General features: G+C 71.7%; 19 protein-coding genes. 9 read left to right on the forward strand and 10 right to left on the reverse strand.

The window, feature by feature from the left end:
- Positions 1 to 54 precede the first annotated feature (54 nt).
- Positions 55 to 1029, reverse strand: coding sequence for a formylglycine-generating enzyme family protein (locus NQO67_RS32295; protein WP_255953902.1), 975 nt, complete (start codon positions 1027 to 1029; stop codon positions 55 to 57).
- Between the two features lie 241 nt (positions 1030 to 1270).
- Between NQO67_RS32295 and NQO67_RS32300 the strand changes: the two genes are divergently transcribed.
- The 3 genes from NQO67_RS32300 to NQO67_RS32310 are packed head-to-tail and all read left to right on the forward strand — an operon-like array spanning position 1271 to position 4783.
- Positions 1271 to 2590, forward strand: coding sequence for an MFS transporter (locus tag NQO67_RS32300; RefSeq protein ID WP_255953903.1), 1320 nt, complete (start codon positions 1271 to 1273; stop codon positions 2588 to 2590).
- Position 2591: 1 nt separating this feature from the next.
- On the forward strand, positions 2592 to 4025 hold the full coding sequence (locus tag NQO67_RS32305; RefSeq protein ID WP_255953904.1) for a sulfatase-like hydrolase/transferase: 1434 nt from the start codon (positions 2592 to 2594) through the stop codon (positions 4023 to 4025).
- Between the two features lie 5 nt (positions 4026 to 4030).
- Positions 4031 to 4783 (forward strand): FadR/GntR family transcriptional regulator, encoded by a 753-nt coding sequence (locus NQO67_RS32310; RefSeq protein ID WP_255953905.1) that lies wholly within the window; start codon positions 4031 to 4033, stop codon positions 4781 to 4783.
- Positions 4784 to 4822: 39 nt separating this feature from the next.
- On the opposite strand, the gene NQO67_RS32315 is transcribed toward NQO67_RS32310, so the two are convergent.
- Positions 4823 to 6037, reverse strand: coding sequence for a PP2C family protein-serine/threonine phosphatase (locus NQO67_RS32315; RefSeq protein ID WP_255953906.1), 1215 nt, complete (start codon positions 6035 to 6037; stop codon positions 4823 to 4825).
- Between the two features lie 94 nt (positions 6038 to 6131).
- Positions 6132 to 7331, reverse strand: a complete 1200-nt coding sequence (locus tag NQO67_RS32320) for a peptidoglycan-binding protein (RefSeq protein WP_255953907.1) — start codon at positions 7329 to 7331, stop codon at positions 6132 to 6134.
- Positions 7332 to 7589: 258 nt separating this feature from the next.
- Between NQO67_RS32320 and NQO67_RS32325 the strand changes: the two genes are divergently transcribed.
- Positions 7590 to 8051 carry a Rieske (2Fe-2S) protein gene (locus NQO67_RS32325; protein ID WP_255953908.1) on the forward strand — a complete coding sequence of 154 codons (462 nt, stop codon included), beginning with the start codon at positions 7590 to 7592 and terminating at the stop codon, positions 8049 to 8051.
- A gap of 305 nt (positions 8052 to 8356) precedes the next feature.
- On the opposite strand, the gene NQO67_RS32330 is transcribed toward NQO67_RS32325, so the two are convergent.
- Positions 8357 to 9688: an aminotransferase class I/II-fold pyridoxal phosphate-dependent enzyme gene (locus NQO67_RS32330; protein WP_255953909.1), complete on the reverse strand. Its 1332-nt coding sequence runs from the start codon at positions 9686 to 9688 to the stop codon at positions 8357 to 8359.
- Between the two features lie 143 nt (positions 9689 to 9831).
- Here NQO67_RS32330 and NQO67_RS32335 point away from each other — a divergent pair, with 143 nt between their 5' ends.
- Positions 9832 to 10515, forward strand: coding sequence for a pyridoxamine 5'-phosphate oxidase family protein (locus NQO67_RS32335; RefSeq protein WP_255953910.1), 684 nt, complete (start codon positions 9832 to 9834; stop codon positions 10513 to 10515).
- A gap of 82 nt (positions 10516 to 10597) precedes the next feature.
- Here the strand turns inward: NQO67_RS32335 and NQO67_RS32340 are convergent, their stop codons facing one another.
- From NQO67_RS32340 to NQO67_RS32355, 4 genes are all read right to left on the reverse strand, one after another.
- Complete coding sequence (locus NQO67_RS32340) at positions 10598 to 11626, reverse strand: DMT family transporter (protein ID WP_255953911.1); 1029 nt, start codon at positions 11624 to 11626, stop codon at positions 10598 to 10600.
- A 176-nt stretch (positions 11627 to 11802) separates the two neighbouring features.
- Complete coding sequence (locus tag NQO67_RS32345) at positions 11803 to 12873, reverse strand: EamA family transporter (RefSeq protein ID WP_255953912.1); 1071 nt, start codon at positions 12871 to 12873, stop codon at positions 11803 to 11805.
- 252 nt (positions 12874 to 13125) lie between these two features.
- Complete coding sequence (locus NQO67_RS32350) at positions 13126 to 13656, reverse strand: Clp protease N-terminal domain-containing protein (protein WP_255953913.1); 531 nt, start codon at positions 13654 to 13656, stop codon at positions 13126 to 13128.
- A gap of 355 nt (positions 13657 to 14011) precedes the next feature.
- Positions 14012 to 14629: a PadR family transcriptional regulator gene (locus NQO67_RS32355; protein ID WP_255953914.1), complete on the reverse strand. Its 618-nt coding sequence runs from the start codon at positions 14627 to 14629 to the stop codon at positions 14012 to 14014.
- Between the two features lie 157 nt (positions 14630 to 14786).
- Between NQO67_RS32355 and NQO67_RS32360 the strand changes: the two genes are divergently transcribed.
- Both NQO67_RS32360 and NQO67_RS32365 read left to right on the forward strand, forming a co-directional pair.
- The gene (locus tag NQO67_RS32360; protein WP_255953915.1) at positions 14787 to 14978 is read left to right on the forward strand and encodes a DUF1059 domain-containing protein; all 192 of its coding nucleotides are present in this window, start codon (positions 14787 to 14789) and stop codon (positions 14976 to 14978) included.
- Between the two features lie 256 nt (positions 14979 to 15234).
- On the forward strand, positions 15235 to 16044 hold the full coding sequence (locus tag NQO67_RS32365) for a PhzF family phenazine biosynthesis protein (RefSeq protein ID WP_255953916.1): 810 nt from the start codon (positions 15235 to 15237) through the stop codon (positions 16042 to 16044).
- A 20-nt stretch (positions 16045 to 16064) separates the two neighbouring features.
- Here the strand turns inward: NQO67_RS32365 and NQO67_RS32370 are convergent, their stop codons facing one another.
- Together NQO67_RS32370 and NQO67_RS32375 are read right to left on the reverse strand one after the other, a co-directional pair.
- The gene (locus NQO67_RS32370; RefSeq protein ID WP_255953917.1) at positions 16065 to 16868 is read right to left on the reverse strand and encodes a CPBP family intramembrane glutamic endopeptidase; all 804 of its coding nucleotides are present in this window, start codon (positions 16866 to 16868) and stop codon (positions 16065 to 16067) included.
- Positions 16869 to 17063: 195 nt separating this feature from the next.
- Positions 17064 to 18572, reverse strand: coding sequence for a glutamate-cysteine ligase family protein (locus NQO67_RS32375; protein ID WP_255953918.1), 1509 nt, complete (start codon positions 18570 to 18572; stop codon positions 17064 to 17066).
- 563 nt (positions 18573 to 19135) lie between these two features.
- Between NQO67_RS32375 and NQO67_RS32380 the strand changes: the two genes are divergently transcribed.
- Together NQO67_RS32380 and NQO67_RS32385 are read left to right on the forward strand one after the other, a co-directional pair.
- Positions 19136 to 19726 (forward strand): hypothetical protein, encoded by a 591-nt coding sequence (locus NQO67_RS32380; protein ID WP_255953919.1) that lies wholly within the window; start codon positions 19136 to 19138, stop codon positions 19724 to 19726.
- 245 nt (positions 19727 to 19971) lie between these two features.
- Positions 19972 to 20178 carry a DUF5999 family protein gene (locus tag NQO67_RS32385; RefSeq protein ID WP_305126535.1) on the forward strand — a complete coding sequence of 69 codons (207 nt, stop codon included), beginning with the start codon at positions 19972 to 19974 and terminating at the stop codon, positions 20176 to 20178.
- Positions 20179 to 20183: the final 5 nt, after the last annotated feature.

Raw genomic sequence — 20183 nt, forward strand, 5'->3', positions numbered from 1 at the left:
TGGGATTCGCGGCAGGTCACGATGCGGAGCCGGCCGTGTCCCGCGGCTCCTCGCCTACGGCGCCGTGACGTCCCAGACGACGCGGAACCCGGTGTTGCCGCTGGAGCTGTCCGGGCTGTTGCCGGTGCGGGCGGCCACGCGGTAGCGGTTGCAGTACGAGTCGTGGCACAGGTAGGAACCACCGCGCATGACACGGTTGGTGCCCTTGCGGGGGCCGGTCGGGTTGATGCACGACGCGCCGGCTTTCGGATGGTCGGTGGTCCACCGGTCCGCGCACCACTCCCACACGTTCCCGGCCACGTTGTGCAGGCCGTAGCCGTTGGGCTGGTAGGCGGTGACCGGCGCGGTGCCGGTGTAGCCGTCCTCGGCGGTGTTCTGGAAGGGGAAGCGGCCCTGCCAGATGTTGCAGCGGTGCTCGCCGCCGGGGGTCAGCTCGTCACCCCACGGGTAACGCCGCTGCTCGAGTCCGCCCCGGGCGGCGTACTCCCACTCCGCCTCGGTCGGCAGCCGCGACCCCTCCCACCGGCAGAACTCGACCGCGTCCGCCCAGGAGACGTGCACCACCGGGTGGTCCCCGCGCCCGGACAGATCGCTGCCCGGACCCTCCGGCGCCGCCCAGTACGCGCCCTGCACCCCGCACCACCAGGGCGTGATGTCGGGCCGCGGCGACACCCGCCGCAGCTCGCCCGGCAGGAACTTGGCGAAGACGTACGACCACCCGAACTGCTCGGCTTCGGTGCGATGGCCACTCGCCGCCGCGAAGGCCGCGAAACGCTCGTTGGTCACGCAGTGCGCGTCGATCGCGAACGGGGCCACGGTGACCTCGCGGACCGGGCCCTCGCCGTCGCCCTTGTTGACGTCGTCGTCCTCGCTGCCCATGAGGAACGCGCCGCCGGGCAGGCGCACCGCGGTGCCGCCGGGACCGGAGCCCTCGGCTGGAGCCGTTGATGCGGGGGCGACGGGTATGACGGATGCGTCGGTCGGTGCGGGGCCGTCCGACCGGCCGGGTGGGCAGCAGTGCGAGGACATGCGCGGCGTTGGTTCCTTTCCGCGGAGCGACGTCGGATGAAGTCGAGCGTACTGATCGGGCTCGGGGCGGCGCGTCGGGCCCGAGCGGAGGATGCCGCCTCTTGCCTCACGCCGGTGTGCGATCTACTCTGACGGCCGCAAGACATCAGATGTCTGATCTCAGAGGGCGGCATATCCTCCTCGGGCGAATGTTTTGATGCAGAACCTCGGATACCGGACGTCCCGCCGCGAAGGAGAGGCCGTGGAGCACACAGTGATGCGCAAGGTGAAGCGCAGGGTGGTACCCCTCCTTGCGGTGTGTTACCTCATCTCGTTCATCGACAAGACGAACATCGGCGTGGCCCAGTTGGGCATGCAGGACGCGCTCGGACTGTCGGACGCGGCGTTCGGGTTCGGGGCCGGCATCTTCTTCGTCGGGTACTTCCTCTTCGAGGTGCCGAGCAACCTGGCCCTCGCGCGCTTCGGCGCCCGTCGCTGGATCGCCCGCATCATGATCACGTGGGGCGTCATCGTCATCCTGACCGCGCTCGTCCGCGGGCAGGGCAGCTTCAACGTGCTGCGCTTCCTGCTCGGTGCCGCCGAAGCCGGCTTCTATCCGGGGGCCCTGTACTACCTCTCCCGGTGGGTGCCGGCAGCGCACCGCGGAAAGATCATCGGGCTGTTCCTGCTGGCCAACCCCGTCTCCACGGTGATCGGAGCCCCCGTCATGGGTGCGCTCCTCGGCATGCACGGCTTCCTCGGCGTCGAGGGATGGCAGTGGGTGTTCATCATCACCGGAGTGCCGGCGCTCGTACTGGCAGCCGTCGTCTTCTTCGCGCTTCCCGACACGCCCCGGGACGCCGCGTGGCTCACCGTGCAGGAACGCACCTGGCTGGAAGAGACGATCACCGCCGAGCAGGCCGAGACGGCGGACCGGGCCGGCGCGCACGGCAGCCCCTGGCGCGCGCTGCTCGACCGGCGGGTGCTGTTCCTGTGCCTGTGGTTCGCGGCGTTCCCCACAGCGGCGTACGGACTGCGCCTGTGGCTGCCGACCCTGATCGACGAGTTCGACGTCTCGTCCTTCACCAACGGCCTGCTGAACGCCGTACCGTTCCTGTTCGCCGCCGCCGCGCTCTACGTCTGGCCCAGGATCGCCGCCCGCAGCGGACGCAGCTACCGCCAGATCGCCGGGTGCACCCTGGTGGGGGCGGTGGGACTCGCGGGCGCGACCCTCACCGACCGGCCCGTCGTCGAGCTGGCCTTCATCAGCGTCGCCGCCGTCGGGATCTTCGCGGGCCAGCCCATCTTCTGGGCCCTCCCCTCGCGGCTGCTCGCCGGTGTGAACGCGGCAGCGGGTCTTGCCCTGATCAACTCCGTCGGCAACCTGGGCGGTTTCGCCGGGCCCTACGCCGTGGGCGCCATCAAGGGCGCGACCGGCTCGCTGGGTCCTGCGATGCTCTTCCTCGCCGCCGTCATGGTCTTCGCCGCCGTCATGTCGGGCATCGCCCGGACCCTCTTCGACCGCCCGCGCGGCCGGTCCTCCGACACCGACACCGCCGTCCCCACCGTCCAGGAGTCCTGACATGCCCCGCCGTCCCAACGTCCTGCTCATCACCGTCGACCACTGGTTCGGCCGGCTGCTGGGGTGCGCGGGCCATCCCGTGATCAGGACGCCGACCCTGGACTCCCTGGCCGCGGCCGGGACCCGCTACACCCGCGCCTACAGCGAGTCGCCCGTGTGCGTGCCGGCCCGCAGGTCGCTGATGACCGGCACGGCACCGAGGACGCACGGTGACCGCATCTTCCAGCAGGACCTGCCGATGCCGGACCTGCCCACGCTGGCCCAGACGTTCCGGGACCACGGCTACCAGGCCTACGCCGTGGGCAAGTTGCACGTCTTCCCGCAGCGCAGCCGCATCGGCTTCGACGACGTCCTGCTCAGCGAGGAGGGCCGTTCGCAGTGGGGCGTGGCGGACGACTACGAACGCTTCCTGGCCAGGAACGGCCACGCCGGCCAGAGCTACGCACACGGCATGAGCAACAACCAGTACACCCACCGGCCGTGGCACCTGCCCGAAGCCATGCACGTCACCCACTGGGCGGCGCAGTCCATGGCCGAGACGATCGTGCGCCGCGACCCGACCCGCCCGGCGCTGTGGTACCTGTCGTTCACCGCACCGCACCCGCCGCTGACCCCGCCCGCCCCGTACCTCGACATGTACGACCTCGACGAGATCGACGACCCCGTGGTGGGCGCATGGGCCGACGCGGACGGCAGCGTGCCGGTCCAGCTGCGGCGGCGGCGCCATGCGGACAGCCCGCTCGGGTTCGGCCCGGCGGACCGGAAGGCGGCGAAGCGGGCCTTCTACGCCCAGTGCACCTACGTGGACCACCAGTTGCGCTTCGTCATCGGCACCCTGCGCGAACAGGGCGTGCTCGACGACACCGTCATCCTGTTCACCTCGGACCACGGCGACATGCTGGGCGACCACCACCTGTGGGCCAAGCGCGTCTTCTACGAGAAGTCCGCCAACATCCCCATGATCCTGGTCGGCGACACCGCCTCCGGCCGCGTTCCGGCGGGCGCGGTGGACGACCGGCTGACGGCGCTCCAGGACGTCATGCCGACCCTGCTGGACCTCGCGGGCATCGCCGCGCCGCCCACCGTGGAGGGCGTGTCCATGCTCGACGGTGCACGCGACCACCTCTACGGGGAGTTCGGCGAGGGCGCCGAGGCCACGCGCATGGTCCACGACGGCCGCCACAAGCTCGTCTACTACCCGATGGGTCATGTCGTGCAGCTGTTCGACGTCGAGCAGGACCCGTGGGACGAGCGGGACCTGGCGGCGGTGCCGGAGTTCGCCCCGGTCCGCGACCGGCTGCTGGAGCAACTGGCGGCCGAGGCCTACGGAGTGGACCTGGACTGGGTGCGCGACGGCGTGCCGGTGGGCCTGCCGGCCGAGCCGCAGACCCTGCCCGTCGACCGCGGGCTGTCCCAGCAGCGCGGCCTACACTGATGGTCATGGGTACCCCGACCGCGCTCGGTGCTCTTCCGGGAGTCAGGGCAGGATCGCTCACGGACCGCGTCGAGCAGCGGCTCATCGCGGCGATCATCGCCCGACAGTTCGACGTCGACGACCGCCTCCCCCAGGAGAGCGAGCTCGCGGAGGAGCTGGGCGTCAGCCGCCTCACCCTCCGTGAGGCCGTGAAGTCCCTGCAACGACTGGGGGTCGTACGGATCGAACGCGGCCGTGGCACGTTCGTCAATCCGCGATCCCGATGGTCCCAGCTCGACCCGCTCATCCTCACCGCGATGATCGACGCGGGACAGGGCGCAGGCGTCTACCGAAGCCTGACCGAACTGCGCCGGATGCTGGAGGTCGGCCTCGTCCCCCTCGCCGCCGAGCGCCGCACCGAAGAGCACCTGGCCGCCCTCGGCGACGCGCTGCACCGCATGCAGCACGCCTGCGACGCCCATGACGTGGGCGCCTTCGCCGCAGCCGACCTGGACTTCCACGACGTCCTGCTCGACGCGGCCGACAACCCCATCGTGCTCGCCCTCTACGGCCTGATGAACGACGCACTGCGGCGCATCCGCGAGCAGACCACGACCCGCACGATCGGCGACCCCGCCGCGGTCGACACGCACCGCCGGGTCTTCGAGGCGGTACAGGCGGGCGATCCCCTCGCCTCCGTCGACGCGATGAGCCGGCACTTCGACAACACGGCTCGGTACGTCGCCCAGGTGATCGACGCGGACCAGGACGACGGGTAGGGCCCGGCGCCGCGCCGGCCGCCCCGGGCGCACCCGCACTCATGGGGTGACGGGGCTGCCGGCGCCGCGAGGTGGGAGGCGGACGGCGAGCAGGGTCGCGTCGTCGGTGAGCCGGCCGGCCGCGTGCCGGAAGAGCTGGTCGGTGAGGAGCCTCAGCAGTTCACCGGGGGCGATGCCATCGGGGTGGTCGGTGGCGAGGCGCTCCAGCCAGGGGCGCAGGGGCAGGAACCGGCCGGCCCGGTCCCGGGCCTCGCTCACACCGTCGGAGACCAGCAGGACGGTCTCGCCCTGCTCCATGACGACGCGGCACACCGGGGGCGGCCCGCCGACCAGGTCGGCCAGGCCCAGGGGTGGACCCTGCTCCTGCGGCAACCGGCGCACTCCCCTGGGGCCGATCACCAAGGGCCCTTCGTGGCCGAAGTTCACCACTTCGATGTCCGGCCCCTCCGTGGGGAATCCGACGATCACGCCGGTGGCGAACCGCTCCTGGGGGTCGCCGAGGGCGCGCATGAGGGCGTTGTGACGCTTCAGCCGCTGCTCCATCCGGGTGGCGACCACGCTCAGGTCCGGCTCGTGGTACCCCGCCTCCCGGAACGCCCCCACCAGCGCCCCCGCCGTGGACACCGCGGGCAGCCCCTTGCCCTGTACGTCTCCGAGCAGCACCCGGGCACCGCGCGGCGTGGCCAGCACTTCGTAGAAGTCCCCGCCCACCCGCGCCTCGACGTCGGCCGCGAGATAGCGCGCGGCGGAGTCCACACCCGCCCACCCCGGCGGAACCGGCCGCAGCAGCACCTGCCGGGTCGTTTCCGCCACGCCCTGGAGCCGATGCACATAGTCGCGTGCCTGCGTCCTGAGCACCGCGATGAAGATCGCGAGCAGCACGGAGACGACCTCCAACACGAAGTCCTCCGCGGGCAGGTGCGCGTCGGTCACCGCGGCGTTCACGGTCCGGTTGGTCACCAACGCCAGCAGACCGAAGAAGGCCGTGACCCAGGGCGAGCACAGTCCGGCCGCCACCAACGGCACCAGCGTCAGCCAGTTGGCCACCTTGAGTGACGGCCCACCGAACTGTCCGACCAGCACCACGGCCAGCAGGAGAGCGGCCGGCAGCACCCAGGCCCACCTGCCGAACCGGATCAGCAACGGCTCTGGGATTCCGTCCGGCTGGCCCTGTCGCCATCGGTACGCGAGGGCAGGGAGGGCGGGGAGGGCGGGGACAGCACCGCCGCGCCAGCCGGAGGACAACCTTGCCATGCACCCCAGTCTGTGCGCCCCTGCCGCTGCCGGCCCGCCACCCGGGGCGGCCGTGCCGCAGGCACAAGCCGAACGGCCGCCTGCCCGGAAGGTCCTACTTGCCGGCTTGGAGCGCACCCCAGGTGTTGGCGCCGACGATGCCGTCGGCGGTGAGGCCGTGTGCTGACTGGTACTGCTCCACCGCCGCCGTGGTGTTCGGCCCGAACAGACCGTCGATCGCCACGGTGGTTCCCAGTGCCGCGGTCAGGGCACGCTGGAGGCGCTGGACGGCGGTGCCGCTCGATCCGTCCTGGAGGGTCGGCGTCGACCCGTGCGACAGCAGCGCCGTCCACGTGTGCGCGTCGACCTCACCGGACGCCGGCAGCCCGGCATCCGCCTGGAAGCCCTTCACCGCCGCCTCGGTATCGGCGTCGAACGTGCCCTTGAACGACTTCGGGTCGAAGCCGGCCCCCTTCAGGAGGCACTGTGCCGCCTGCACCAGGACACCGTTGGAGCCGGCCGCGATCGTCGGGTAGCGCGTCGCGTCGAGCGAGACGTCGTCGCACGTGCTGTCGCTCTGCACGAACGTGGTGGCCGCCGCCTCCCCGAGCTGCGTCGCCTGCGCATGGTCCTCGTTCCGCGACACCTTCGTGCCGGGGAACATGACGTAGCCGACGACCTTGCCCCCGACGCCGCCGCTGGAGGGGTCGGGATCGATCCCCAGCGCTTCGGCCATCGCGTAGGACGCCTCGCCTATGCTCGTGGTCGGGCCCTTGTCGCCGATCACGCCGTACACGACCCTGTCCTGGTAGATCACGGCACCGACGGTTCCACAGTTGATCCCGGCACTCGTGTGGTCCCAGATGCTGCTCGGCAGGGGGACGACGATGTGCGGCAGCGTTGCGGAGTTCAAGGCGTCGCCGTCGGACTCCACGCAGGCGGTCTCCGACTGGTAGTACGGGTCGGTGTTCGGGTTGCACTCGTCGGTACGCTGGCCGTCGCAGTCGACATCGAGGTCGGCCGTCCAGAACACCGCACCGCTCTTTCCGCAGATGGGGATGGAGCGCGTGCCGCCGGCGTTCTCGGCGTACATGCCGCTGGAGATCTGCGTGCCGCACGTCGCGGTCTTCGCCCGCAGCTGGTCGGCCGACGGACCCGCGAGCAGCGCACCGGACGTCGCTGCCGGACGGGTGGATCGGCCGGCCGCGTCGTGGCCGGGCACCGCGTGCGCGGCGGGGCCGAGCGCGAGCACGACGAGCAGCGCCGCCGGCGCGGCCTCGAGCGCACGGCACCGCCACGGGATGAGGCGTCGCATCAGACCTCCATGGGTGAGGGGCAGGACGTGTCCCTGGTGTGCGCCAGAGGTACCGCACGGCGGTTGCGCCACGGTTGCTCGAGATTTCCGGCGACGTTGAACGCCGGGTCATACTCCCGCGTATCACAGGAGAAGGAGCACGTGCCGCACACCACGCAGTACGCGCCACCCGAGCGGACAGAGCTACAGAGCACGAACAGCGCGTCAAGCGCATCGCAAGGAATGCACGACTCAGCACAGGAGCCCGGAGGCCCGAGCATGACCTCTTCGCAGAAAGCCCGCAGCAGCCCGTCCCGCCGCACGGTCGTCGCCGCAGCGGGTGTCGCCGGCCTGACCGCCACGCTCGCTGCCTGCGGCTCGGACGACTCCGGCGGCGACACCGGCTCGTCCGGGTCGACCGGCAAGGGCGGCTCGTCCGACCGGTCCGCGAAGAAGGGGCCCCTGGCCAGCACCTCGGACATCCCGGAGGGCGGCGGGAAGATCTTCGCCGACGAGCAGGTGGTGGTGACCCAGCCGACGAAGGGCGACTTCAAGGCGTTCTCGACGTCCTGCACCCACCGCGGTTGCGCGGTGTCGAGCGTCTCCGACGGCACGATCAACTGCCCGTGCCACGGGAGCAAGTTCTCCATCGAGGACGGCAGCGTGAAGCACGCGCCCGCGACGCAGCCACTGCCCGGTCGGGAGATCAAGGTGTCCGGGGGTTCGATCTCGCTCGCCTGAAGCGCGGCGGGCGACTGCCGTCGGAGAGGTCCAGGACCACCCGGTGGGCCAAGGCGCGTCGCCGCGCCGGGCCGGGTGAGCGGTCGGGGCGACGGGGGGCTGCCGTCGCCCCGACCGCTGTCGTGTGCGGCCGACCGGCTGGTGATCGCCCTGCCGGTCGGGGCCCACCGGCCGGCCCGCAGCCGTGCGCGACGCCGCGCGACCGCACGGGCCGACGACCCCGCAGGCCGGCCGCGGCAGGCGAGCCCCCGCAGCCGGGCGAGGGCACACGGCGGAGCGGCGTCCCACCGGCCGGGCGCCGGCGCTCAGTCGTAGCGCCGGGCGGGCCCAGGGCCCGTGGCCGACGCCACGGCGTCCGCCACCGCGGCGATGTCGTCCTCGGTCAGGCCCGACACGGTGATCCGCACTCCGGGTGGCGTGTTCATCCGGAAGCCGGCGCCCGGGGCGACGGCCCAGCCCGCGCTCAGCAACCGGGCCACGGCGCTGGTCTCGTCCCGCACCGGCACCCAGACGTTCATCCCGCTGCGGCCGTGCGCCGCCACACCCCGCTCGGCGAGGGCCGCGATCAGCGCCGAGCGGCGCCGCCCGTAGGCCGCGGAGACGGCCCGGGCGTCCACCGCCCGCTCCTCCCAGAGCCGTACGACGGCACGCTGCTGGAGACGGCTGACCCAGCCGGGCCCGAGACGCTGCCGCCCCTGCACCCGGTCGATGGTCACCGCGTCGCCGGTGAGCACCGCGAGTCGCAGGTCGGGGCCGTAGGCCTTGGCCACGGACCTGACGATCACCCAGGATTCCGTGGCGCCCGCCAGCGGGTTCAACGGGAGGTCGACGATGCCGTGGCCGTGGTCGTCCTCGATGAGCAGCACCCCGGGGTGGGCGTCCAGCACGGCGCGCAGCTCACGGGCCCGGGCGGCGGTGACCGCTGCCCCGGTGGGATTCTGCGCGCGATCGGTGACGACGACGGCGCGCGCCCCCTCGCGTAGGGCCCGCTCGGTCTCCGCCGGCAGCGGCCCCTCGTCGTCCACCCGGACGGGCACCGGGCGCAGCCCCAGTGCCGGTACGAGATCGAGCAGCGCATGCCACCCGGGGTCCTCCACCGCAACCCGGTCGCCGGACCTGAGATGGGCGGTGAGCACCCGTTCGACGGCGTCGAGCGAGCCGGCGGTGACGGCGATCGGCCCCGCCGGCACCCCGTCCGCGTCGAAGGCGGCGCGCGCCTGCCGGGCGAGCTCCGGCTCCGTGGCCTCGTCGCCATAGAGCACCGGGTGTGCGTCGCCCTGCGCCGCCGCGGCGGCGAAGGCGGCACCGAGCACGGGCAGCAGTGCGGGATCCGGGTTGCCCGTGGAGACGTCTCGCGCGCCGGACGGCACGTCCACGCGCATTCCCTCCCGCGCCGTCGTCGCGGGCCTGGCCCGCACGCGGGTGCCCCTGCGCCCCGCCGTCTCGACGACCCCGCGCTCGCGCAGCGTCCGGTAGGCGGCGGCCACGGTGTTGGGGTTGACGCCCAGCTGCTGGGCCAGCTCCCGCATCGGCGGCAGCGGGTCGCCCGGCTCCAGCGCACCCGAACCCACCGCACGCTCCACGGCACCCGCGATCTCCGATGCGCGTCGCCCGGTGATCAGATATTCTCCTAGCACAAACCCAATTTTGTACTAGTACATAACCGCAAGGCAAGTCCGCCACGCCAGGCTTGCTCGATTCCCACCCAGCACCCCGCCGCTTCCGCCACCGCCACGAGCCCCACCACCTCTCCGCCGTCTCTTCATCCCTGAGGACAGCCATGCCAGACCAGTCCGCCCCCACCGGGTACGCCCCCACCGACCGCACCGTCCCCACCCGCGCCCGGGAGCGTGCCTCGTACGACCGCGCGCTGGTGCACGCCATCCTCGACGAGGCCTACTTCTGCCATCTCGGCTTCGTGCGCGAGGGCGCGCCCGTGGTGCTGCCGACACTCTTCGGCCGCGTCGGCGAGCGGCTCTACGTGCACGGCTCCACCGGCTCCCGCCCGCTGCGGATGGCGGGCGACACCTCCGGGGAGGCGGACGCCGGGCTGCCGGTCTGTGTCACGGTCACCCATGTGGACGGTCTGGTGCTGGCCAGGTCGGCGTTCCACCACAGCATCAACTACCGCTCCGTGGTCGTGCACGGCATCGCACACCCGGTGACCGACCTCGACGAGAAGCAGGCCGCGCTCAACGCGCTGGTCGACCACGTCGTGCCGGGCCGCGCCGCCGACTCGCGGCCGGCGAACCCGAAGGAGCTAGCGGCGACCGCGGTGCTCCGCCTGGACCTCGCCGAGGTCTCCGCGAAGGTGCGCACCGGCGGTCCGAACGACGAGGCGGAGGATCTCGCCCTCCCGCACTGGGCCGGTGTGGTCCCCGTCCAGACGGGCTACGGCCCGCCCGTCCCGTCGGACGACCTCCCCGAACAGACGTCCGTGCCGGAGTACCTCTCGACCCTCTGACCCGTTTCCCGGGCTGTGCGAGGGCGCCCCTCGGCGTCCGCGCGGCGGCGCGGTCCGATCCGGCCGCCGCGCGGACTCCGGGTCAGACGAGCGCCGTCTCCCGCTCCGCCGCGGCGCCCCTGGCCTCCGTCACCGCCAGCCCTGCGACGGCGCCCAGCATCAGCAGGGTGCCCGCCACGGTCGGCGCCGTCAGCCGCTCGCCGAGCAGCACCACGGCGAGCACGGCCGCGCTGACCGGCTCCAGGAGCATGATCACGGAGACGGTGGCGGAGCGCACCACAGCGGCGCCCGCGAAGTACAGCCCGTACGCGAGCGCGGTGGGCACCGCGGCGATGTACCCGATCAGCAGCAGTGCCCGACCCGGGTGCACCAGGTGCGGAAACAGCCCTTCGACCAGCCCGAAGGGCAGCAGGCACAGCACCGTCACCGCGAACACCCAGACCGTGTCGCCCGAGCCGTCGACGCCGCCCGCGCGCCCCCACCGCCGGGTGAGCAGCGTCATGACGGCGTATCCGGCGGCGGACAGCACGGCCAGCACGACGCCCCAGGGGCGCACCGTCGCGCCGCTTCCGCCGAGCACCAGCACGGCGAGCCCGGCGAGGGCGCCCACCACGGCCGCGATCCCGCCGCGGCCGAGCACCTCACCCATGGCGAGCCGCGCCCCGGCCGCGATCAGCACGGGACCGGCGCCGAGTGTCACCACCGTGCCGACGGCGAGCCCCGTCGCCTGCACGGCGGCGAAGTACGCGGTCTGGAAGACGGCGAGGGCGATTCCGTTGGCGCCGATCCGGAACGCCCTGCTGCGCCACGGCTCGACGGCACTCCCGCGTGCCCCGTTCCGCGGGGCTGGCGCGGTACGTCCGGCACGCATGGCTCGCACCGTACGTTCGCGGCGCGCGGCGCGCGCCGTACGCAGGGCACGCGCGGCGCACAGCAGCACGAGCCCGCCCAGGCACCTCCAGAAGGACAGGGCGATGGGCCCCAGGTCAGTGGAGCGGTAGAGCAGGGAGGCGGCGGCACCGGCGGTGCCCCAGGCGATCCCGGCGATGATCAGGTACCACAGGCCTCGCCCGACGGGCAGGCCGGAGGCAGGGGTTACGGCATTCGACACGTGGATTCTCCGCAGATTCGCAGAAGCTCGGAATCAGGCCCTGGTCGACAAGGCCCGTGGACTTCCTCTGCGGGCAGCACCGTTCGGCCCGGCGGTCAGCCGGGCGGTTTCCGGGAGGCCCGCCTCAGCGGGCGGGGGGCGGAAGAACGAGTGCCTTCGAATGCATGATCATCACCCTACGTGCGGTCGCGGCGCACCGGCAACTTCTGCGGTTGCCCCGACGTCTCCGGCCGGCCACCGGCGGCCCCTGCCGCATCGAGCCGCGTCGTCCCCTGTGAGGCGTCCTGGCACCCGCAGGTGACCGGTTCCCGGGGTGCCCTGCCCGGTGTCGCCGACTGTGCGATGAACGCGCCGAGGAGCACCACCGCTCCGCCGGCGAGCTGGGTCGCCGACAGGTGCTCGCCGAGCAGGAACCAGGCGAGGACGGTGGCGACCACCGCCTCCAGGCAGGCCACCACCCCGGCCACCTGCGCCGAGAGCCGGCGCACCGCCGTGATGCCGGTGATGTAGGCGACGATCGTCGCGATCAGCACGATCCAGCCGACCAGGACGGCGGCCGGCACTGCGGTGCCGTTCATCCGTGCGGAGCTGCCCAGCAGCGTCCAGTCCATGGTCCAGGGGCGGGCGACGACGGTGAGCAGCACGGTGGCCACCAGCAGCCCGTAGGCGATCACGCCGAGCGGGTCGGGGGCCTGGTCGCCCGCGTCACTGCCGTGGTCACCGAGCAGGAAGTACCCGGCCTGGCAGCAGGCGGCGACCAGGGCGAGCGACAGCCCGGTGACGTCGAAGCGCAGCCCCGACCACACCTCCACGACGCAGGCCAACCCGCCGGTGGCGAGGACCACCCCGACCGCGGCGGCCCGGGTGACCGTCCGGCGCTGCACGAACCGCACCCAGCCCAGCACCAGCGCCGGCCCCAGGTACTCGATCAGCAGCGCCACGCTCACGGGGATGCTGGACAGCGCGGCGAAGTAGCAGGCCTGCACGCCGGCGACACCGAGCAGGCCGTACCCGAACAGCAGCATGGGCCGTCCGCGCGCCAGCCGCCGGTGGCGCCAGGCGAACGGCAGCATCACCACGGCGGCGCCCGCCACCCGGAGCCACGCCACGTGCAGCGACCCGAACCCCGCCACGATCAGTGGCTTGGCCGCAACGCCCGAACCGCCGAAGGCGAGTGCGGACACCAGGGCGAGGCCGAGGCCGACACCCCTGCTTCGGTCGAACCGGCCAGCCTGTGACGTGTGCATTCGCTCATGATGGCAAACGTCGTCATGAGCGTCACATCGGTAGCGCCTGTCGCATGAGGGTGCCGGCGGCGTCCGGGCTAGGCCCTGTCGTCAAACTCCCGTCTGCCCGGCGGCGTCATGCACGCCCTCTCGCCGCACCGGGCACAAGCCCACGTACATCCAGTACGCGGACTCGCGCCCGGCGCGCCGAGAGCACGCACCTGACGCCGCCGGACCGCCCTTCGGGCAACGACGGGAGTTTGACGACAGGACCTAGGTGTCGTCCGGCGCCCCGTCCTCGGCCGTTTCGATACGGGTCTCCAGGTCCGCCACCTGGACCCCGGCTCGGCCCAGCACTTCGACGGCCCGGCACTCGCTGTCCGTGGTGAGCGCGGCGAGCAGGTCGAGGCCACGGGCCTGGCTGTCCCCACGCTTTTCGGAACGCTTGCGGGCAGCGTCCATGGCGAAGGCCGCGGCGGGCGACCAGCCGGCGTCCGCCACGGCCGGCACGCCGCTGGAGTCCTCGACGGCGCTCTGCCACTGCAATCCGTAACCGATGCTGCGCTGCACGAGGTAGCCGAGGAGGCGCGCAAGGGCCGCAGCGTCGAAAACCAGCCGGACATCCTGATCGGATTCCAGCAGGGAATGCAGCAGGTGCGCGGTGTCGATCTGGCGGTCCCCGTCCCGCGCTGCGCGGCGCCGGGCACCGGCCATCGCGGAGAGCAGTTCGGCGCTGAGCCTGGCGTCAAGCTCGACACGGTTGGGTCCGCGGTCCGCGGGCCGACGCGGAATAGAGGCTGGCACTCGCCTACCCCATCAGCCCCGTGGGACCAGGACATCAGCGGCAGGAAGCATTCTCACGTCCAACGCTGGTTGGGCATCCATACTTGGACTCTCCTTCTCAAGAATGACTTCCGGCCCGCTTCAAGTGCTGCCAGCGCGTGCCGACTTGCCATGGACCCTGCCATCCGTCGACGGGCGAACGCACGACACGGAACAGGCACCCCGCATATTCTCCCGGGGTGCCTGTCGGTGCGCCATACGATGCGGTAATTCCCCTCAACCGGCGGCTGATTCTCATCGGCTTCACAGGCCGCGGTGCCGGTACGGGTCGTGCACGGATCCTTGCACGGGGCCCGAGATGGCCGAGGGTGAGGGGTCAGTCCTCGTCGGCGAGGATCAGGTACAGCTTCTTGCGGGCGTCGTTGATCACCGCCAGCGCCTTCTCGCGCTGGTCCTTGGTGCCGGTCTTCCAGACCTGGCCGAAAGCCTCCATCAGGCCGAAACCGGCCTGCCGGATCTCGTTCAGCGTCTCCCAGTCGACGCCGCGACCGGCCTCTTCCCAGGGTGCCTCGGAGCCCTTGTCGGCAGCTTCCCGCCCCGACTCGGTGAGCGAGAACAGCCGCTTGCCGCCCTCGCTGGTGCTGGTGATCAGACCCTCGTCCTCCAGCAGCTGAAGGGTGGGGTAGACCGAGCCGGGGCTCGGCTTCCACACTCCCCCGCTGCGCTCGGCGATCTCCTGGATCATCTCGTAGCCGTGCATCGGACGCTCTTTCAGCAGGGCGAGGATCGAGGCGCGCACATCGCCGCGCCGCGCCCTGCCCCGCGATCCGCCTCGTCCGCCGCGGCCGTTCCAGCCCCCTCGGCCGTCCCAGCCGCCGGGTCCGAAGGAACCGAAGCTGGAACGCCGCCTCTCGAAGCCGCCCCGACCGTGATGGCCGGGCCCACACGCGCCGCTTCCCTGTCCGTGCTCGTGTTCGTGTCCGTAGGGACGCATCGCAACCACTCCTTCCACCGTTGATCGGTCGCGTAGATCTATCATCGAGCACTCTCGATACGTCAACGATATATCGGGAACGGTCGGGTGTCCAGGGAAACGTGCTCCGGTCGATCCCCGCACCGGGCCTACGCTGGAAAGGGAGGAGGTGTGTGGCATGCGAAAGGTCGCCGATTGCCGTGATTTCCCGAGCGAGACGCAGTGCAGCCTCGCCATCTCCGGTGAGGAGGACGAAGTGGTACGGGCCGCGACCGAGCACGCCGTGTCGGTGCACGGCCACGAGGACAGCCCGGAGCTGCGGGAACAGGTCCGTTCCCTGCTCAAGGACGAGGTTCCGCAACACGCCTGAGCGGCGGCCGGGCCGGAGCCCGGTAGCAGCGAGGCAGCGCCGCCCGGCCCCGCGCGGGCAGGGCGGCGTTCCCGAGTCTCCGGCCGCCGGCGGATCACCGTCCGCGGACGGATCACCGCCCCGGACGGCTCAGCGCCCGTGGTGCTGGCGAATGCTCCGGTGGGCCCCTCACACCGGCCGATGCCCTGCCGTCAGAGGCCAGATCTTCTGAATTGGACTTGGTGACCTGCCCTGATCCGCCTCTAGCGTTTCTGTCATGCGAATCCGAATCGTCGACGCCTTCACCGACCGCCCCTTCGGGGGTAACCCGGCAGGCGTCGTTCTCCTCGACGCCTTCCCGGACGACGCCTGGATGCAGCGGGTCGCCGCTGAGGTCAATCTGTCGGAGACCGCCTTCGCGCATCCGCTGCCCGCCGGGGGCGAGGCGGACTGGGCGCTGCGCTGGTGCACCCCGCTCGCCGAGGTCGACCTGTGCGGACACGCCACGCTGGCCACCGCGCACGTCCTGCACACCACGGGCGCCGCCGAAGGGCCGGTGCGCTTCGCCAGCCGCTCCGGCACCCTCATCACCGAGCCACAGCCGGACGGCAGCATCACCATGGACTTCCCGACCGCGCCGCTCACGGAGACCGACGTCCCGGACGGGGTGGTCGAAGCGCTCGGCGCCGAGCCGCTGGGCGCCCACGACACCGGGCCGCACGTCGGGGACCTCCTCGTGGAACTCGCCGACGAGGCGACGGTGCACGCCCTCGCCCCGGATCACCGCGCCCTGGTGCGGCACTCGCGGCGCGGCATCATCGCGACCGCACCGGCCGCCGATCCCACCGCCGGTTACGACTACGTCTGCCGCTGCTTCTTCCCGCGGCTCGGCATCGACGAGGACCCGGTCACCGGCAGCGCGCACACGGCGCTCGCCCCGCTGTGGTCGAAGCGCCTGGGGCTGACGACGCTGACCGGCCTTCAGGGCGCCGCGCGCACCGGACTCGTCCGCACCGAGCTGCGCGCCGAACGCACCCTGCTCAGCGGTCGTGCCGTCACCGTCATCGACGGGGAACTCCTGGCCTGACCAGCACGCTCAGGCCCCGCTCACGCCGTCGGCAGCCAGCCGACCTTGCCGGCGAGCAGCGCGTAACCCACGAACGCCCCGATGTCCAGCAGGGAGTGCGCCGCGACCAGGGGGCCGACGCGACCCCAGCGACGGTAGAGGAGGACGAAGACGACACCCATGGCCATGTTCCCGAAGAAGCCGCCGATGCCCTGGTACAGGTGGTACGACCCGCGGAGCACGGAACTGGCCAGGAGCGCGTTACGCGGTTTCCATCCCTGCTGGCCCAGGCGGCGCAGCAGGTAACCGACCACGATCACTTCTTCGAGCACCGCGTTCTGCACCGCCGACAGGATGAGGACGGGAAACTTCCACCACACCGCGGGCAGCGCCTCCGGCACCACGGTCAGGTTGAACCCGAGCCCGCGGGCCGCCAGGTAGAACGCGATGCCGATACTGCCGATCACCGCGGCGACCACCGCACCGCGTGCGAGGTCCGGCCGGGGGCGGCTCCGGTCGAAGCCGACGGTGCGCAGCCCGGGCGCTCCCTCGCGCAGCAGCAGATGCGCGACAAGGGCCACCGGCACCAGGGCGGTCGTGATGCCGAACAGTTGCCAGGCGAGGTCCAGCCAGGGCCGGCCGGGCGCTGCGGAGGCGTTCATGGTGGCCGCCTGGTCCTTCAGGCCGCCGGGCTTGGTGACCGACCCGATGAAGCTGATCACCGCGGACACGCCGCTCGCCCCCAGCGAGAGGGCCAGGACCAGCAGCGTCTCGGTGCGCAGCACGCGGCGCGGCAACCCCTCAGCGGCTGACCCTTCGGACACCGGGCCCGCCTGCGTCTGCACACCTGCCTCCACTCGTCGAGCGGCTTGGGTCCCGTGCACCGCACGCACCCTGCCGCTCTGCCGGGTGCGCCCGGTCATGAGCGGAATCCTGCCACGCCGGCCGGGCCGGTAGGGGTGACCAGGTGGCCCGGCCGGTACGGCAGATCATGGCGAACGCACCGGCCGGTGGGACCGAGACCGACCGAACCAGGTCCGTCACCACCCCTCCGGGTCAGTCACCGGCCAGGTGTGCACGGGCTCCCCGCCCCGCATCAGCTCCGCGTACCGGCGGGTGGTGGCGGCCAGCGCCGCCGGGCGCTCCAGGCCGGAGTCGAGTGCCCGGTGGAAGGTCGCGGCCTGCCAGGAGGCACCGTTCTGGCGACGCACGCAGCGGCCCTCGATCACGCCCAGGTACAGATCGCGGTCGGCGGGCTCGACTCCCCAGGCGTCGAGGCCGGCTGCGGCCAGCGGCAGCAGTTCGTCGTGCACCAGCGCGACGGAGTCCATGGTGCCGGTGCCGCCGTGCCGCCCGGGCCGCGGCCATTCCAGCCGGGCCTCGATCCCGTAGCGGCAGGCGGCGTCGAAATTGGCCGCCGCTGCCTCGAACGGCAACCTGGTCCACACCGGACGCGGCTCCTCGGCGAGCGCCCTGACCAGGCCGTAGTAGAAGGCAGCGTTGGCGACGACGTCGATGACCGTGGGGCCGGCGGGCAGGACGCGGTTCTCCACCCGCAGATGCGGAGCGCCGTCAGCGACGCCGTACACAGGACGGTTCCAGCGGTAGACCGTGCCGTTGTGCAGCACCAGCTCGCCGAGTCGGGGGACCCCGCCATCGGCGAGCACCTGCTCCGGGTCCTCGTCGTCGCGGATGGGCAGCAACGCCGGGAAATAGCGCAGGTTCTCCTCGAAGAGGTCCAGTGCAGAATCGATCCAGCGCTCGCCGAACCAGGTGCGGGGCCGTACGCCCTGCGCACGCAGCTCGGGCGGTCGGGTGTCGATGGACTGCTGGAACAGCGGCGGCCTGGACTCGCGCCACAGCTCGTGGCCGAAGAGGAACGGCGCGTTGGCACCGACGGCGATCTGCGCTGCGGCCACCGCCTGCGCGGCGTTCCACACATCGGCGAAGCGGCTCGGAGTGACCTGGAGGTGCAACTGCACGGAGGTGCAGGCGGCCTCCGGAGCGATCGAGGCCGAGGTGCACGTGAGCCGCTCGACGCCGTCGATGTCGAGCGTGAAGTCCTCACCGCGGGCGGCCACGATCTGGTCGTTGAGCAGTGCGTAACGGTCGACGTCGGAAAGGTTCGCGGATACCAGGTCCTGGCGGGCCAGGGTGGGCAGAATGCCGATCATCACAATGCCGGCATCCACCTCCTTCGCCTTTCGGTCCGCATAGCCGAGACCGGTGCGCAACTCCTCGGCGAGGCGATCGAGAACGCGGTCTCCCAAGCGGTGCGGCGCGATGTTCACTTCCAGATTGAACATTCCCAGCTCGGTCTGGAAATCGCGACTGGCGATGCGCTCGAGCACTTGCGCATTCATCATCCTCGGCATGCCGTCGGGCCCCGCGAGATTCAACTCTATCTCCAGACCCATCAGATTCCTGGGCCGATCGAAGCGCTCCTCCTGGAACAGCCTCGTCAGCACCGACAGGCACCGCTGGAGCTTCTCGCGGTACTGCTGCCGATCGGACAGGTCGAACTCGCCTGCCACGACCTTCTCCCCCATCGAAGCGTCCTTCCTCGACTGGGCGGCTGGCGACCCGGGCATCGGGTCACGGAGGATGATGCCCCGGGTCGAGTGATCGATAACGCCCGGGAGTGCGCCGCCGAACGGGTAACCTCCCGATGGTAGGGGCGTCCGGCACATTCCTGGGGCATGAGTACCGAGCCTGCCCCGACCGCCCGGAGGCATGCACGATGACGGAGCCTACGCCGGACGCCTCTCAGTTTCGGGCGCACATGTGATGAAAATCGTAGACGAGAATCAGCCGTCCCTTCTCGGGAAATCACGGCAGGTCATGGACTCGCCCTCCGAAAAAATCCTGGTTCAATTCCACAGCACGATGTCCGAATTGCTCCTTGTCTGCAATACCTCGGACAGCTAGGCGAAACACCGTGGGAACACGTGTCGTATAAACTTCGCGGACCGGGGCAGAGAGTTGAAGCCGGCGGGCGCCGTTCCCAGCCATTCCTGCCACCGCGCCCGACAGCCGACAGCCGACAGCGTCGTCAGCACTATTCAGCTGCCGTCCCGGTTCATCGTGCCTGTCGATCGAGAGGCGACCCACCATGCCGCTTCATGTCCCCCTCGCCCCTGCGCCGGCCCAGCGCAGCGTCCTCACCGCGCTCGGCTCCCCCACCGCCGTCCGTGAGGCTCCCACCCCCGCCCTGCGTGCCGCCACCGAGCAGCATCCCGCGACCGCCGAGTACCCCCTGCCGGTCCATGTGCTCGACCGCGTCACCCTGTCCGGGCGCACGCCCACCCGGATCACCTCCTGGCGGTTCCTGATCCGCTGCGGCGGGCAGACCGTGGCAGCGGCGGACACCATGCTCACCCCGGACGGCTGGGCGTTCTCGCGCTTCTTCGAGGGACCGTACGTGGCCGCCACCGAACAGGCACTCCAGCAGGCCGAAAGCCTGCCGGCCCCCTACCAGCCGCGGCTGCTGTCCGTGCCCGAGCTGTACATGCTGACGCTCTGGCTGCACGGCGACATCACAGCGGACGGCGACACGGGCCACCCGGCGCCCTCGGACATGCTCGTGCCGCTGGCCCCCGCGCCGCCCGGCATCGCGGCGCACCGGCCACATCGCTTCGGCGAGCTCCTGCCGGTGCTCACCCAGCGCCTCGCCGCGCCGCCGTTGCTGGGATCGCCCGCCTGAGGCCCACGCACGCCTTCCCCACGACCTGGCGTAGGCTGCGAACGCCCCGTCGAAAGGCCACGGTTGTGCTGAACCGTCCGGGCGAGTGACGCGTCCTCACACAGTGAGGAGCACTGCCGCGAAATCCCTGCGGACGCACGCCCGCGGGGCGAGACTGGGGACAGGACCCAACCGACACGGGGGGCGGCATGAACACCGCATCGAGCCGCGGGACAGACACCACTTCGCAGCGAAAGATCCCATCCATGTGCCAGCACCAACCACCTTGCCCGTCAGCAGACTCTCCCGACCGGGAAGCCGCCCATCCCGTGGCGTACCACCCGGAGCAGGGCTGGAGCCTGCTGTGCAACGGCGTCCTGCTCTTCGAGGACACCGGCGAGCTGCTGCCCGACGGGCAGATCATCGCCCCGCACCGCCCGCTGGCACCGGGCCGGATGGTGACCGCGGCATGACCGGT

Source organism: Streptomyces odontomachi, assembly GCF_024435355.1.
Classification (GTDB): domain Bacteria; phylum Actinomycetota; class Actinomycetes; order Streptomycetales; family Streptomycetaceae; genus Streptomyces; species Streptomyces odontomachi.

Bases quoted from the DNA above. Each gene is read 5' to 3' on its own strand.
- NQO67_RS32295 (WP_255953902.1), bottom strand. From the start codon at position 1,029: ATGTCCTCGCACTGCTGCCCACCCGGCCGGTCGGACGGCCCCGCACCG.
- NQO67_RS32305 (WP_255953904.1), top strand. From the start codon at position 2,592: ATGCCCCGCCGTCCCAACGTCCTGCTCATCACCGTCGACCACTGGTTC.
- NQO67_RS32310 (WP_255953905.1), top strand. From the start codon at position 4,031: ATGGGTACCCCGACCGCGCTCGGTGCTCTTCCGGGAGTCAGGGCAGGA.
- NQO67_RS32315 (WP_255953906.1), bottom strand. From the start codon at position 6,037: ATGGCAAGGTTGTCCTCCGGCTGGCGCGGCGGTGCTGTCCCCGCCCTC.
- NQO67_RS32320 (WP_255953907.1), bottom strand. From the start codon at position 7,331: ATGCGACGCCTCATCCCGTGGCGGTGCCGTGCGCTCGAGGCCGCGCCG.
- NQO67_RS32325 (WP_255953908.1), top strand. From the start codon at position 7,590: ATGACCTCTTCGCAGAAAGCCCGCAGCAGCCCGTCCCGCCGCACGGTC.
- NQO67_RS32335 (WP_255953910.1), top strand. From the start codon at position 9,832: ATGCCAGACCAGTCCGCCCCCACCGGGTACGCCCCCACCGACCGCACC.
- NQO67_RS32345 (WP_255953912.1), bottom strand. From the start codon at position 12,873: ATGCACACGTCACAGGCTGGCCGGTTCGACCGAAGCAGGGGTGTCGGC.
- NQO67_RS32355 (WP_255953914.1), bottom strand. From the start codon at position 14,629: ATGCGTCCCTACGGACACGAACACGAGCACGGACAGGGAAGCGGCGCG.
- NQO67_RS32360 (WP_255953915.1), top strand. From the start codon at position 14,787: ATGCGAAAGGTCGCCGATTGCCGTGATTTCCCGAGCGAGACGCAGTGC.
- NQO67_RS32365 (WP_255953916.1), top strand. From the start codon at position 15,235: ATGCGAATCCGAATCGTCGACGCCTTCACCGACCGCCCCTTCGGGGGT.
- NQO67_RS32375 (WP_255953918.1), bottom strand. From the start codon at position 18,572: ATGGGGGAGAAGGTCGTGGCAGGCGAGTTCGACCTGTCCGATCGGCAG.
- NQO67_RS32380 (WP_255953919.1), top strand. From the start codon at position 19,136: ATGCCGCTTCATGTCCCCCTCGCCCCTGCGCCGGCCCAGCGCAGCGTC.
- NQO67_RS32385 (WP_305126535.1), top strand. From the start codon at position 19,972: ATGTGCCAGCACCAACCACCTTGCCCGTCAGCAGACTCTCCCGACCGG.